This window comes from Prevotella herbatica (assembly GCF_017347605.1).
GTDB lineage: Bacteria > Bacteroidota > Bacteroidia > Bacteroidales > Bacteroidaceae > Prevotella > Prevotella herbatica.
This window is the reverse complement of sequence record NZ_AP024484.1, coordinates 3141497-3156758: the sequence shown is the minus strand read 5'-3', so window position 1 is coordinate 3156758 and position 15262 is coordinate 3141497. Positions and strand designations below refer to the sequence as shown.

The 15262-nt window shown below is 37.0% G+C and carries 10 protein-coding genes; 9 read left to right on the top strand and 1 reads right to left on the bottom strand.

Annotation, left to right across the window (positions count from 1 at the left end; genetic code table 11):
• Positions 1–2 precede the first annotated feature (2 nt).
• The 6 genes from prwr041_RS12100 to prwr041_RS12075 all read left to right on the top strand — a co-directional run bounded on the left by prwr041_RS12100 (position 3) and on the right by prwr041_RS12075 (position 8992).
• Positions 3–1250, top strand: a complete 1248-nt coding sequence (locus prwr041_RS12100; RefSeq protein WP_207154047.1) for an ABC transporter permease — start codon at positions 3–5, stop codon at positions 1248–1250.
• Positions 1251–1418: 168 nt separating this feature from the next.
• Positions 1419–3086, top strand: a complete 1668-nt coding sequence (locus tag prwr041_RS12095; protein ID WP_207154045.1) for an AMP-binding protein — start codon at positions 1419–1421, stop codon at positions 3084–3086.
• Between the two features lie 54 nt (positions 3087–3140).
• Positions 3141–4805 (top strand): AMP-binding protein, encoded by a 1665-nt coding sequence (locus prwr041_RS12090; protein ID WP_207154043.1) that lies wholly within the window; start codon positions 3141–3143, stop codon positions 4803–4805.
• 81 nt (positions 4806–4886) lie between these two features.
• Positions 4887–6179 carry a serine--tRNA ligase gene (gene serS / locus prwr041_RS12085; RefSeq protein ID WP_207154041.1) on the top strand — a complete coding sequence of 431 codons (1293 nt, stop codon included), beginning with the start codon at positions 4887–4889 and terminating at the stop codon, positions 6177–6179.
• A gap of 101 nt (positions 6180–6280) precedes the next feature.
• Positions 6281–8623 (top strand): bifunctional dihydroorotate dehydrogenase B NAD binding subunit/NADPH-dependent glutamate synthase, encoded by a 2343-nt coding sequence (locus tag prwr041_RS12080; protein WP_207154039.1) that lies wholly within the window; start codon positions 6281–6283, stop codon positions 8621–8623.
• Positions 8624–8992, top strand: a complete 369-nt coding sequence (locus tag prwr041_RS12075; RefSeq protein ID WP_207154037.1) for a DMT family protein — start codon at positions 8624–8626, stop codon at positions 8990–8992.
• A gap of 15 nt (positions 8993–9007) precedes the next feature.
• Here prwr041_RS12075 and prwr041_RS12070 read toward each other — a convergent pair whose 3' ends face one another.
• A complete protein-coding gene (locus prwr041_RS12070) occupies positions 9008–10399 on the bottom strand; it encodes a sigma-54-dependent transcriptional regulator (RefSeq protein WP_207154035.1) in 1392 nt (463 codons plus the stop codon).
• Positions 10400–10860: 461 nt separating this feature from the next.
• Here prwr041_RS12070 and kdpA point away from each other — a divergent pair, with 461 nt between their 5' ends.
• Genes kdpA through prwr041_RS12055 form a run of 3 tightly spaced genes read left to right on the top strand, consistent with a single transcriptional unit; the run spans position 10861 to position 15259 of the window.
• Positions 10861–12567, top strand: coding sequence for a potassium-transporting ATPase subunit KdpA (gene kdpA / locus prwr041_RS12065; protein WP_207154033.1), 1707 nt, complete (start codon positions 10861–10863; stop codon positions 12565–12567).
• Between the two features lie 11 nt (positions 12568–12578).
• On the top strand, positions 12579–14621 hold the full coding sequence (gene kdpB, locus prwr041_RS12060) for a potassium-transporting ATPase subunit KdpB (protein WP_207154031.1): 2043 nt from the start codon (positions 12579–12581) through the stop codon (positions 14619–14621).
• 50 nt (positions 14622–14671) lie between these two features.
• The gene (locus tag prwr041_RS12055) at positions 14672–15259 is read left to right on the top strand and encodes a potassium-transporting ATPase subunit C (protein ID WP_207155685.1); all 588 of its coding nucleotides are present in this window, start codon (positions 14672–14674) and stop codon (positions 15257–15259) included.
• Positions 15260–15262: the final 3 nt, after the last annotated feature.

Below are 15262 nucleotides of genomic sequence, written 5' to 3'. Positions count from 1 at the left end.
AAGTGAATTTACCTCTTTTCATTGCAAAAAAAATATATGGTGACAAAGGTGAGAAACAGAAGGTTTCACGCCCAGCCATAAGTATAGCAACAGCTGGTGTGGCTATAGGACTTGCCGTCATGCTAATTTCGGTAAGCGTTGTACTTGGTTTCAAACATACAATACGTGATAAAGTCATAGGATTTGGCAGCGACATACAAGTTGCTGATTTTATGACTCTCCAAACATCTGATTCCTACCCTATTCAAATGGGAGATTCGATGCTGAACATATTGAAGTCAACCTCGGGTGTAAAGCATGTTCAACGCTATGCCGTGAAACAAGGTATTTTAAAAACAGATAAAGACTTCTTAGGTGTTTTGTTCAAAGGTGTTGGACCAGAATATGATACAACTTTCATACACAGCAACCTCAAAGAAGGTAGCATTCCTAAATTTAGCGACACAGCAAGTAGCAACAAACTTCTTATATCAAGAAGTATTGCCAACAAGTTAAATCTAAAAACAGGACAAAAAATATTTGCATATTTCATTGATGGTAATGGCGTACGCACAAGACGATTTACTATTCAAGGAATATACGAAACTAACTTATCACAATACGATAACATTATTTGCTTTACTGATTTATACACAGCTGTGAAGCTAAACGGATGGAAAGATGATCAGGCTACCGGTGCTGAGATTTCCGTTAACGATTTTAATAAAGTAAATGAAGTAGAAAACCAATTTATCAAGAAAGTAAACAGAACAACTGATAAATATGGTGAGACATATAGTTCTAAGACCATCCGAGATATAAGCCCTCAGATATTCTCATGGCTAGACCTTCTCGACCTAAATGTATGGATTATACTTGGTTTGATGGTTGCAGTAGCAGGAGTGACAATGATTTCTGGACTTCTTATTATAATTCTTGAAAGAACTGTTATGATAGGCATTCTCAAAGCGCTCGGAGCTAGAAACAAAACAATTAGACATACTTTCATGTGGTTTGCCGTGTTTATAATTGGAAAAGGCATGATCATCGGAAATTGCATTGGTTTAGGACTTATTTCATTGCAATATTTCACGGGACTAATAAAACTAGATGCACAGACATATTACGTAAGTACAGTACCTGTTGAATTTAATATTCCTATATTCATAGTTCTAAATATCGCAACGCTTTTAGTTAGTATTTTTGTGCTTATAGCACCAAGCTACTTGATATCACACATCCATCCAGCAAAATCAATGAGATACGAATAAGTTCAAAATAATACTATTTATCCGAGAAATAGAACATTTTTTTTAACTAAAAATTTTGCATTTTAATTTTATGCAAAAAAATAAGGCTGAGAAAACAAAAAGTGCACAATAAGTTTTGAATTGTGCAGATAAGTAGCTATCTTTGCACACAAATTTGAAAATTGTGCAATGAATTCAGTACCTAAATTTAATAAGTATATAGAACAGAGCATCATCAACAATTGGGAGAAGGATGCTCTGACAGACTACAAAGGAACAACTCTTCAATTTCATGATGTGGCAAGGAAGATAGAAAAGTTACACATTATGTTTGAGAATAGTGGTGTTAAATCAGGAGATAAAATAGCTATATGTGGACGTAATAGTTCAAATTGGGCTGTAGCATTTCTTGCAACACTCACCTATGGAGCTGTAGCAGTTCCAATTCAAAACGAATTTAAAGCAGAGCAAATCTATAATATAGTTAATCATAGCGAATCAAAGTTATTATTTGTTGGCGACGTTGTAGCTACACAGATTGATGCTGAAGAGATGACTCATCTTGAAGGTATTATCTATATACCAGATAATTCACTTATATTATCTCGTTCAGAAAAGCTAACTTATGCGCGTGAACATCTTAATGAGATTTTTGGACATAGGTATCCTAAATTTTTCAGAAAAGAACATATTAATTATCATGAAGATTCCCCTGAGGAATTAGCTATGATAAACTACACTAGTGGCACAACAGGATTTTCAAAGGGTGTTATGCTACCCTATCGTGCATTATCAAGCAATTATGATTTCCTTTCAGATGTTATTGGTTCAAAACTAAAACCAAATTGTGATGTGATGGCAATTTTACCAATGGCACACATGTATGGTTTGTCATGCGAGTTTATATTGGAATTCTGCCTTGGAAATCACATATACTTTCTGACACGACTTCCAAGCCCAACTGTTATACAAGAAGCTTTTACGGATATACATCCTGCAGTAATTGTTTCTGTACCATTGATAATAGAAAAAATAATAAGGAAAAATATATTCCCAAAAATTCAGACAAACATAATGAAACTTCTTATCAACATGCCTGTGATTAATAAGAAGGTAAAAGAAAAGATACTTGAATTGGTAAAAGCTGAATTTGGCAGTAATATGTATGAAATTATTGTTGGTGGAGCTGGACTAAATAAAGAAATAGAAGATTTTCTGTTAGGCATAGGATTCCCTATTACTGTGGGATATGGTACTACAGAAACAGCCCCGATGATTACTTTCAGAGATTGGAATAACTTTGCTGGTGGAAGTTGCGGAACTGCTGTCAAAAATATGGATGTAAATATTTTAAGTGAAGACCCTCATAATATTCCCGGTGAAATTGTCACTCGCGGGCTTAATGTGATGACTGGTTACTATAAAAACCAAGAAGCCACTAATGCTGTTATTGATGATAATGGATGGTTTCATACAGGTGACTTAGCAACAATGGATGCTGAGGGAAATATTTTTATACGAGGAAGAAAAAAGAACATGCTTCTTGGATCTAATGGACAAAATATCTATCCTGAAGAAATAGAAAATAAGCTAAACTCTATGGCTATGGTTAATGAAAGCCTAATAGTTCAACGAGAAGAACGTCTTGTTGGTTTGGTACACCCAGACCTTGACGAAGCTAATTCTATGGGGTTCTCAATCGAAGATTTAGAGAATATAATGGAACAAAACAGAAAAGAACTCAACGCAATGTTGCCATCTTTCGCAAAGATCTCTGCAATTAAACTACTCGATGAAGAATTTGCAAAGACTCCTAAAAAGAGCATAAAAAGATATCTCTATCAGAACGCTATTTAAGTATAGCGTTATATAGTAATATATAGAATTTGAAACAAACGAAAAAACAATATTATGGAACAAATACCTAGTTTCAACAATCTAATACAAAAGTCAATTATTGACAATTGGGAAAAAGATGCATTGACGGACTTTAAAGGTTCAACACTACAATATCACGATGTAGCAAGAAAAATAGAAAAACTCCACATCATGTTTGAAAACTGTGGAGTTGAAAAAGGTGACAAAATCGCATTAGCAGGTCGCAATAGTGCTAATTGGGCAGTTGCGTTTCTTGCAACTTTAACATACGGAGCCATTGCTGTACCAATACTCCACGAGTTCACTCCTGACCAAATGCATAACATTGTTAATCACAGTGAAGCAAAGCTTTTGTTTGTTGGCGATATTGTTACAACCCAGATAGATGCAACAAAAATGCCTGCACTAGAAGGAATTATATATATTCCAGACTATTCACTAGTATTATCGCGTACAGACAAACTAACCTATGCCCGTGAGCATCTTAATGAGATGTTCGGAAAAAAATACCCAAAATATTTCAGAAAAGAGCACGTTAACTATTATATAGAACAGAATCCTAACGAACTTGCACTTATTAACTATACCAGTGGAACTACTGGATTTTCAAAAGGTGTAATGATTCCTTATCGTGCTATTTGGAGTAATGTATACTTTGCAGAACAAGTTGTTGGGAAAGCTGTAAATTGCGGTGACAATGTGATCAGTATTCTACCTATGGCGCACATGTATGGAATGTCTTTCGAATTTTTGTTTGAATTTCTAAAAGGTTGCCATATATACTATTTGACTCGCATACCAAGTCCTGCGATTATTGCACAAGCTTTTAGCGAAGTAAAGCCAAAGATCATTATAAGCGTACCGCTTGTCATTGAAAAGATAATAAAGAAAAAAGTATTTCCAAAGATACAAAACAACCGCATGAGAATGCTCCTTCATATGCCTGTCATAGCAAAGAAAGTGCGTGATAAAATATGCGAGCAGGTTTCAAATGCCTTTGGTGGCGAATTCTACGAAATCATTATTGGTGGAGCTGCTTTCAATCAAGAAATGGAGAGTTTTATGCACCAAATTGGATTTAGATACACGGTTGGTTATGGTGCTACAGAATGCGCACCTATAATTTGCTATGCGGATTACAAGGACTATGTACCAGGAAGCTGTGGGCGTTCTGTCGTAAACATGAAGGTAAGAATTGATAGTTCTGATCCTGAAAATATCCCTGGAGAAATTCTAGCAAAAGGTATGAACGTCATGCTTGGTTACTACAAAAATGAGGAAGTAACACGCCAAACAATTGACAAGGATGGTTGGTATCATACTGGAGACCTCGGAACAATGGATGCTGACGGAAACGTATTCATCAAGGGTCGTTCTAAGAATATGTTGCTTGGAGCAAGTGGACAAAACATTTATCCAGAGGAGATTGAGGACAAACTAAATTCATTAGCTTTGGTTAATGAGAGTGTTGTTATACAGGAAGGAGATAAGTTGATTGGACTTGTACATCCTGACTATGATGAGGCTAAGAATATGGGATTTTCAAAAGAAGATTTGGAAAACATCATGGAACAGAATCGTAATGAACTCAATCAGATGCAACCATCATACTGTAGGCTCGCTGCAATAAGAATTTACGAAGAAGAGTTTGAAAAAACTCCTAAAAAAAGTATTAAGCGTTACCTCTACCAGAAATAGAACGTTTTTGCTTTTGTTATTGACGAAAAATTTGTATCTTTGCGGTCATAATAGTAAACTATAAATAAAATATAACAAGCTATGCTTACACTTAAACTCATCAGTGAGGAAACTGAACATGTGATTAAGGGTCTTCAGAAGAAGCACTTTGACGGTGCACGTGAGGCCATAGAGAAAGTATTAGAATACGACAAGCTACGTCGTGAGGCTCAGCAAAAGCTTGATACTAACAAGCAACAACAAAATCAGCTTGCCAAGCAAATTGGAAGTCTTATGAAAGACGGAAAGAAATCGGAAGCTGAAGATATAAAGAATAAAGTTGCAGAACTGAAAGCAGCAGACAAAGCTTTGAACGAAATCATGGATAAGGCTCAAAGCGATATGACAGAAGTTCTTCTTAGTATTCCTAATATTCCTAATAATGATGTTCCTGAAGGAAAAGATGCTAATGATAATGTCGTTGTAAAGGAAGGTGGTATTAAGCCTAATCTTCCAGATGACGCACCATGCCATTGGGATCTTCTTAAGAAGTATAATCTTGTTGATTTTGACCTTGGTGTAAAAATTACAGGTGCAGGTTTCCCTATATATCTAGGTAAGATGGCACGTTTTCAACGCGCTCTCGAAGCTTTCTTCCTTGACGAAGCACGCAAATCAGGCTATCTAGAGGTTCAACCACCTTATGTAGTTAACGAGGCTTCTGGATATGGTACTGGTCAGTTACCTGACAAAGAGGGACAAATGTATCACGCAAACTTAGATAACTTGTTCCTAATCCCTACAGCAGAGGTTCCTGTAACAAATATTTTTCGTGATGTAATCCTTGAAGAGAGCCAACTTCCAATTAAGCGTTGTGCTTATTCAGCTTGTTTCCGTCGTGAGGCTGGTTCTTATGGTAAGGATGTTCGTGGTCTTAACCGCTTGCATCAATTTGACAAAGTAGAAATTGTACGTATAGACAAACCAGAGCATTCTTATGATTCTTTGAAAGAGATGTTAGCACATGTTGAAGGTTTGGTACAGAAACTTGAATTGCCATACCATATATTGAGACTTTGCGGTGGTGATATGAGTTTTACCTCAGCAATATGCTACGATTTCGAGGTATGGAGTGCAGCCCAAAAGCGTTGGTTGGAGGTTTCTTCAGTATCTAACTTTGAAAGCTATCAGGCAAACAGATTGAAGTGCCGTTTCCGCCGTTCTGATACTAAGAAACCAGAACTTTGCCACACACTCAATGGTTCTGCTCTTGCTCTTCCAAGAATAGTTGCTGCTATAATCGAGAACAACCAAACTCCAGATGGAATAAAAGTTCCGAAGGTTCTTGTACCATACTGTGGTTTCGAGTACTTAGATGATAAGAACTTCGATTAAAAAATAATTAAATTCAGTATTGATTGACATAATATCAACGATACTGAATTTATCTTTTATAAAACTACAACTTAATATCAATTCATATTAACTGATACCCAATGAATAAGATTATTTGCAAGAAACAGTTTTCTGAGAAAGTATTCAGCTTTGACATCGAAGCCCCTTTAATTGCTAAAAGCAGAAAGGCAGGAAACTTTGTCATAATAAGAGTGGACAAGAATAGTGAGCGTATGCCGCTTACAATAGCAGACTCTAATATTGAGAATGGTACAATTAAATTAGTTGTGCAAAAGGTTGGACTTTCCTCTACAAAACTATGCAATCTTAACGAAGGTGATTCTATTGCTGATGTCGTTGGGCCTCTTGGTAATCCTACTCATATTGAGAATTTTGGTACAGTAATATGCGCTGGTGGTGGAGTTGGTGTTGCGCCAATGCTACCTATTATTCGTGCATTGAAAAAAGCAGGCAACAGAGTGTTATCTGTACTTGCAGGAAGAAACCGTGATCTTATCATAATGGAAGATGAAGTTAGAGCTTCATCTGACGAGACCATAATCATGACCGATGATGGCAGTTATGGAGAAAAGGGCGTAGTCACTGTAGGTATCGAAAAATTGATTAATCAGGAGAATATTGACAAAGTTTTTGCTATAGGTCCTCCTATTATGATGAAATTCTGTTGTATGCTCACCCAAAAATATAACATTTCTACAGACGTTTCTCTTAATACCATTATGGTTGACGGCACAGGAATGTGTGGTGCATGCCGACTCACAATTGGAGGAAAAACCAAATTCGTGTGTATTGATGGTCCAGAGTTTGACGGAGCACTAGTTGATTGGGATGAAATGTTCAAGCGAATGGGAACATTCAAGAACGCAGAAAAGGAAGAAATGGAGCACTATGCAGAACACCTTTCTTCAACTAATGAGTCAGTATGCGAACCTTGCAAAGCAAACGATGATATCCACAATGATGTAACTGAGAGTATTGAAGCCTTGACTGACAGAAATTCTAATTGGCGTTTAGAACTACGCAAGGGGATGAAACCTAAAGAACGTACTTCTATTGAGCGTGTTATGATGCCTGAACTTGATGCAGAATATCGTGCAAAGACAAGATTAGAAGAAGTCAACATTGGTCTTACTAAAGAAATGGCAGTACTTGAATCTCATCGTTGCCTCGATTGCGCTAAACCATCATGTGTAGAAGGATGCCCAGTAAGCATTAATATTCCATCATTCATTAAAAATATTGAAAGAGAAAATTTCCTTGGAGCAGCTAAAGTTCTGAAAAGTACTTCTGCCCTACCAGCTGTATGTGGTAGAGTTTGCCCACAAGAGAAACAATGCGAAAGCAAATGTGTTCATCTTAAAATGGGTGAAAAAGCAGTTGCTATTGGATACCTTGAAAGATTTGCAGCTGACTATGAACGTGAAAGCGGTATGGCTACAGTACCAGAAATGGATCCTTTAAACGGAATTAAAGTTGCTGTTGTCGGTTCTGGTCCTTCAGGACTAAGCTTTGCTGGTGATATGGCTAAAATGGGCTTTGACGTATATGTATTTGAGGCTTTGCATGAAATAGGTGGTGTTTTGAAATATGGTATTCCAGAATTCAGATTACCCAACAAGATTGTTGATGTCGAAATAGAAAATCTTAAGAAAATGGGTGTCCATTTTCAAACTGATTGCATTATCGGAAAAACTATCAGCGTAAAGGATCTTGAAGATAAAAACTTCAAGGGTATATTCGTTGGTTCTGGTGCAGGACTTCCTAATTTCATGGATATACCTGGAGAAAATGCGCTCAATATCATGTCTAGTAATGAATACCTGACACGAATAAACCTTATGGACGCAGCTAATCCACATACTGATACTCCAATCAATATTGGTAAGCACGTTATAGTTATTGGTGGTGGAAACACAGCTATGGACTCATGCCGTACTGCCAAACGACTTGGTGCAGACGTAACGCTCGTATACAGAAGAAGCGAAGCTGAAATGCCAGCTAGATTGGAAGAGGTAAAGCACGCTAAGGAAGAAGGCATTAATTTCATGACATTACACAATCCAAAAGAATATATCGCTGATGAGAATGGTGCTGTCAAGGCAGCCACACTTGATGTAATGAAATTAGGCGAACCTGACCAAAGCGGTCGTTGTCGTCCTGAGACTACTGGACAAACCATTACATTAGAATGTGATCAGGTCATTGTTGCTGTTGGTGTATCTCCTAACCCATTAGTACCTAAGAGTATTGAAGGACTAGAGCTAGGTCGCAAGAATACAATCGTCGTTGACGATAATATGAAATCAAGTAGAAACAATATCTATGCAGGTGGCGATATCGTTCGCGGTGGTGCCACAGTAATATTGGCTATGGGTGACGGACGAAGAGCCGCTGCTAACATGGCAAAAGAATTAAAAGGATAAATGAGCACAATATATACCATTTTACTATTAGTATGCAGTAATGTCTTCATGACATTGGCTTGGTATGGACATTTAAAATTACAACAAACAGGGGTCAGCAGCAGTTGGCCCCTAATTGGCGTTATAGGATTCAGTTGGGCTATAGCTTTCTTTGAGTACTGTTGTCAGGTACCAGCGAACAGAATCGGATTTATAGATAATGGCGGTCCCTTTACTCTAGTTCAGCTAAAAGTTATTCAAGAGGTTATATCCCTTATTATATTCGCAATTATAGCTAATGTAATGTTTCAAGGTCAAGGTCTTCATTGGAATCATTTAGCTGCATTTATCTGTTTGATAGCTGCAGTGTATTTTGTATTCATGAAGTAATTCAATTAATGAATATTATTTATTAAGCTTATATTCGTCTATTTTTCTATAAAGAGTGGTAAGACCTATTTTCAATAGTCTTGCAGCTTCTGTTTTGTTTCCGTTGGTATGTTGAAGAACTCTTACAATATGCCTACGTTCAATTTCTGCCAACTCAAAATCAAACGACTTAGCATCATCTGAATTTTGCACACCTGTACTTAAAGAAGACGAATTATAAGATGAATACGGAACTTGTAAATCAAATGGTAAATCTTGCAGAGTAAGGCTTGAATCACAAACAATAGCACTACGTTCAATAACATTTTTCAACTCACGAACATTTCCATGCCATTCAGCATTAGTGATAGCATTCAAAAATTCTGATGACATTCCGTCTATATGTTTACCCAGTTTTTCAGAATATCGTGCTAAAAATGACTTTGCCAACAAAGGTATATCTTCACGACGCTCACGCAATGCAGGTAAATGTATTTGGAAAACTGAAAGACGATAAAATAAATCCTCCCTAAAATTACCAGCTATTATCTCATTTTTTAAATCACGATTTGTTGCTGAAATAATTCTCACATCAACTTGTGAAGGAGAAGTATCCCCTATTTTTATATACTCACCTGATTCCAACACGCGCAATAGTTTGGCTTGAAGTGGATATGCCATCTCTCCTATTTCATCCAGAAATAGCGTACCATGATTTGCGACTTCAACTAATCCTTTCTTGTCTTTCATCGCTCCAGTAAACGAACCGGCACGATAACCAAATAGTTCACTTTCCAATAAATCACGACTAAAAGCCGAACAGTTAATAGCAACTACAGGAAACTTACTACGCAAACTAGCACTATGGATAGCCTGTGCAAATACTTCTTTACCTGTTCCTGTTTCACCGGTAAGTAATACGGGAATATCTGTATCAGCAACCTTACGCGCTAATTCCTCCACACGATGTAATGTTTCTGAATTACCTATTATAGTATTAAAAGAATTAACCTGCAATGGTTTTTTATCAATCTTAGGCAAATCATTATTTGAATTTTGCTGACTATTTACTTGATCCATAGCCCTACTGATAATAGGGATAATTTTATTGTTATCGTCACCTTTGGTTATGTAGTCAAATGCACCATTCTTAATTGCCTGAACACCATCTTCAATATTTCCATGAGCAGTAAGCAGAATTACCTCGATGAGAGGAGTCTCCAGCTTAATTTTTTTAACCATATCAACACCATTGCCATCGGGCAAAAATACATCACAAAGCACGACTTGTGGCTTATGCAACTTAATCTGTCTCATTCCTTGAGTACAGTCAACAGCCTGCCACACTTCATAACCTTCTAATTCCATCATTCGCGAAAGAAGTTTGCGAATAATTGGTTCATCATCTATTATCAGTAATGTATTCATATTGTCTGGTTTATTTATTGAATCATTGCAAAAGTAGGAATAATTTTACAAACGGAAAAACATTATTGCATCTAATGTTTACGGCTTTTCATTTTGGTATGGTAAGCCTTCCATTTTGGTATGGTACCAAATTAACGTTTATATTTAACGAATAAAGTATAAATAATTATCATACAGATGATTACAAAAAACAAATTAATTATGGCACGGCTTTAGTAACAAGGATAACAAATAATTTAAAATAATAATAAAATGACTACACTTATTTTTGAATTGCTTGCATGTATGCTCTGTGGGATAACATGCTTTGGCATATTTTATAAATGTATTGAATGGTTTGAAAAGATTTAATTAAAAAAGAAAAGACTATGTATTTAATTATGTTTATCATCAGCATCATCATGTTTTGTTATATGATATATGTACTGATAAAACCAGAAAAATTTTAAAACTCTAAAATTATGGGAACAGAAATTTGGGGTGCGATATTGCAAATAGTAATAATGATAAGTTTAGCTTATCCATTAGGTAAATATATTGCGCGTGTATATAAAGGCGAAAAGACTTACCTCGACTTTTTAAAACCTGTAGAAAGGTTGATTTATAAAGTCGGCGGTATAAATCCAGACAAAGAAATGAACTGGAAGACATTTCTTAGGGCAATGCTTACAATCAACCTATTCTGGTTTGTCTGGGCTTTAATACTACTTGTCGTCCAAGGATATCTACCATTAAATCCAGATGGGAATGGTGGCCAAACAATACATCAGGCCTTCAATACAGCTATAAGTTTTCTTGTAAACTGTAATTTGCAACATTATAGCGGTGAAAGTGGACTCACCTATTTCACTCAATTAGCAGTTGTAATGCTATTCCAATTTGTCACAGCAGCAACAGGTATGGCATGTATGGCAGGAATAATGAAGGCCTTAGCTGCAAAGACAACTAATACGATAGGCAATTTTTGGAATTTCCTTGTTAAAAGCGTAACACGCATCTTACTACCATTGTCATTAATAATAGGATTTATCCTTATACTACAAGGAGTTCCTATGACTTTTGACGGAAAAATGGAAGTAAATACTCTTGAAGGTAAAGTTCAGAATGTGTCACAAGGACCAACAGCTGCTATTGTGGCAATAAAACAAGTTGGAACAAACGGAGGTGGGTTCTTTGGAGCAAACTCAGCACATCCTTTAGAGAATCCTACATATCTTACTAATACAGTAGAATGTATCGCTATAATGCTTATCCCTATGGCAATGGTCTTTGCCTTCGGCTTTTATGTAAAGAAGCGCAAATTAGGATTTAGCATCTTTGGTGTCATGCTATTTGCTTACCTTGTTGGTGTATTCATAAATGTTCATCAGGAAATGCAAGGTAATCCAAGACTGACCTCTATGGGAATAAGTCAGCATACTGGAGCTATGGAAGGCAAAGAAGTGAGATTTGGGTCTGTAGCAACTGCATTATGGAGTGTTTCTACAACCACAACATCAAACGGTTCCGTTAATGGAATGCACGACAGCATGATGCCTCTATCAGGTATGGTAGAAATGCTTAACATGCAGATAAATTCATGGTTCGGCGGTGTTGGTGTAGGTTGGATGAACTATTTCACATTCATAATCATAGCAGTATTCATAAGTGGCCTGATGGTCGGGCGTACTCCAGAATTCTTGTGCAAAAAAGTTGAGGCTAGAGAGATGAAAATAGCTTCTCTAATGGCACTACTCCATCCATTCTTGATTTTAGCAGGAACTGGTTTGGCAGCATGGCTCGCTGTAAAAGCACCAGAATTTGTATCTAGAGAAGGAGGATGGATAAGCAACCATGGCTATCATGGACTGAGCGAAATGCTATACGAGTTTACATCATCTTCCGCTAACAATGGTTCTGGATTCGAAGGACTGAAAGATAACACATGGTTTTGGAATATTATATGTGGCTTAGTTATGATTTTAGGAAGATACATTCCTATAATAGGACAAGTAGCAATAGCAGGCTTGCTTGCAAAAAAGAAACACATTCCAGAAAGTGCCGGAACTCTTCGTACAGACACATTGACTTTTGGAATAATGACTTTCGTTATTATATTCATTATTGCCGCTTTAGCTTTCTTTCCTGCTCACGCATTAAGTACGATAGCTGAATATTTAAGTATATAAAGGACTAAAATATGAAAGATAAGAATAAGACCTCCCTTTTCAATAAGGAGATGGTAAAAGATAGTGTTTGGCAAGCTATAAAGAAGCTTGCTCCAGCAACGATGATCAAGAATCCAGTAATGTTTCTTGTTGAAATATGCACTGCTATAATGGCTGTGGTAACAGTTACTTCAGCAATAACAAACGACTCTGTTGTTCTTGGAAATGCAGGATATAATATAGCTGTGTTTATAATACTATTCATGACACTACTGTTCGCCAACTTTGCAGAAGCCATAGCAGAAGCTAGAGGTAAAGCACAAGCTGACAGTCTGAGAAAGACTCGAGAGGAAACACCAGCAAAACTTATTGAAGGTAACGCATATAGAACAATAAGCAGTTCTCTGTTAAAACTTGGAGATGAGTTTATTTGCGAAGCCGGTGACATTATACCTTCTGATGGAGAAATTGTTGAAGGTATGGCTTCAATAGATGAAAGTGCAATAACTGGTGAGTCTGCTCCTGTAATAAGAGAGTCTGGAGGTGATCGCAGTTCTGTTACTGGTGGAACCATTGTACTCAGTGACCACATACGCGTAAAAGTAACGACACGTCCTGGAGAAAGTTTTCTGGATAAAATGATTGGACTAGTTGAAGGTGCATCAAGACAAAAAACACCTAACGAGATTGCCCTTACCATATTATTATCAACCTTCTCTCTTGTATTTATAATTGTGTGCATATCACTTGTTCCAATGTCTTGGTACTCTGGCACTACAATAGGTATTGCGGCTATAATATCATTATTTGTATGCCTCATACCAACTACAATCGGCGGTTTACTTTCAGCTATAGGCATTGCTGGAATGGATCGTGCACTGAGAGCAAATGTAATAACAAAATCTGGACGAGCAGTTGAAACGGCTGGTGATATTGATACACTGTTACTTGATAAGACCGGCACCATAACTATTGGCAACAGAAGAGCTACGCATTTCTACCCAGTAGAAGGATTCAGTGATAAAGAATTTGGAAATCTTTGCGTCCTCTCATCGGCAAGTGATGATACTCCTGAAGGAAAATCTATTGTTGAATTGGGCCAAAAAATGGGAATAAGCATTGATCAAAAACAAATCATCCATGCAAAGATGATCCCTTTTACTGCAGAAACACGCTGCTCTGGCATTAATCTACCTGATGGCAATGAAATCCGTAAAGGAGCTTTTGACACAATGAGACAAATAACAGAAAACGCAGGAGGCACTTTTCCAAATTCTGCTCAAACTGTCATTGAAACGATCACGAAAATGGGCGGTACTCCACTTGTGGTAAGCATAAATAAGAAGATTGCCGGAGTCATTGAATTACAAGACATCATTAAACCGGGAATAAAAGACAGATTTGATAGACTTCGCAAAATGGGTGTCAAAACAGTTATGGTTACTGGAGACAATGCTCTCACGGCTGCTTTCATAGCAGAACGTGCTGGCGTTGATGATTTTATTGCCGAAGCTAGACCTGAAGACAAGATGAGATATATTCGCAATGAGCAGCAACAAGGTAAACTGGTGGCAATGATGGGCGATGGAACTAATGATGCACCGGCATTGGCACAAGCTGACGTTGGCGTTGCAATGAACAGCGGAACACAGGCTGCTAAGGAGGCTGGTAATATGGTAGACTTGGACAACGATCCTACAAAACTTATAGAAATAGTGGAAATAGGTAAACAGTTATTAATGACACGCGGAACTCTCACAACATTCTCTATCGCTAATGACGTTGCAAAATACTTTGCTATCGTGCCAGCACTATTCATGGTTGCAATACCACAATTGTCAACTCTCAATATAATGGGATTACACAGTGCCGAAAGTGCTATTTTATCTGCTGTGATATTTAATGCAATCATTATCCCGTTACTTATTCCTTTAGCATTGCGAGGTGTTAAATATAGACCTATCGGAGCCTCTGCATTACTACGAAGAAATCTATTAGTATATGGATTAGGTGGAATTGTAGCGCCTTTTATAGGTATTAAGATTATTGATATGATTGTAGGACTTTGTTTATAGGGTAATAATTAATAAATAAGATTATGAAGATCGTTTATATAAAGAGCATCATAAATGGCTTGATAAAATCATTTAGGCTCACAATAGCCTTTTGCCTTTTGCTAGGCATAGGATATGTATTGGTACTTTGGACGTTTTCACGAATAGCCTCACCTAACAGTGGCAAAGCTGAAGTTGTATATTCTAAAGCAGAAAATAAAGATCAGTCACATAAAATTGTAGGTGCTGCAAATATTGGACAGGAGTTTCATAGCAACAAATATTTTTGGGGCAGACCTTCAAGTGCAGGAAGTGGCTATGATGCATCTTCTTCTGCAGGAAGTAATGCTGGACCATCAAACATTGAGTATCTGAAAAAGGTAGAACAGCGACGTGAGTTATTTATTAAAGCTCATCCATACATCAAACATAATGATGTTCCAGCTGAAATGGTTACCGCCAGTGGTTCTGGTCTTGACCCAGATATCTCATTGCAAAGTGCCTATTTGCAAATCAGACGAGTTGCAAAGGCACGTGGAATGTCTGAGAAATCTGTAAAACAAATTGTAGACAAATGTGTACAACACCCTTTGCTCGGTATATTTGGACCTGAGAAGTTAAATGTATTAAAGTTAAACATCATGTTAGATAATAAATAGCAT

What these genes read in the sequence shown, in the direction of transcription:
- prwr041_RS12095 (WP_207154045.1), top strand. Translation starts at nt 1,419, where the DNA reads ATGAATTCAGTACCTAAATTTAATAAGTATATAGAACAGAGCATCATC.
- prwr041_RS12090 (WP_207154043.1), top strand. Translation starts at nt 3,141, where the DNA reads ATGGAACAAATACCTAGTTTCAACAATCTAATACAAAAGTCAATTATT.
- serS (WP_207154041.1), top strand. Translation starts at nt 4,887, where the DNA reads ATGCTTACACTTAAACTCATCAGTGAGGAAACTGAACATGTGATTAAG.
- prwr041_RS12080 (WP_207154039.1), top strand. Translation starts at nt 6,281, where the DNA reads ATGAATAAGATTATTTGCAAGAAACAGTTTTCTGAGAAAGTATTCAGC.
- prwr041_RS12075 (WP_207154037.1), top strand. Translation starts at nt 8,624, where the DNA reads ATGAGCACAATATATACCATTTTACTATTAGTATGCAGTAATGTCTTC.
- prwr041_RS12070 (WP_207154035.1), bottom strand. Translation starts at nt 10,399, where the DNA reads ATGAATACATTACTGATAATAGATGATGAACCAATTATTCGCAAACTT.
- kdpA (WP_207154033.1), top strand. Translation starts at nt 10,861, where the DNA reads ATGGGAACAGAAATTTGGGGTGCGATATTGCAAATAGTAATAATGATA.
- kdpB (WP_207154031.1), top strand. Translation starts at nt 12,579, where the DNA reads ATGAAAGATAAGAATAAGACCTCCCTTTTCAATAAGGAGATGGTAAAA.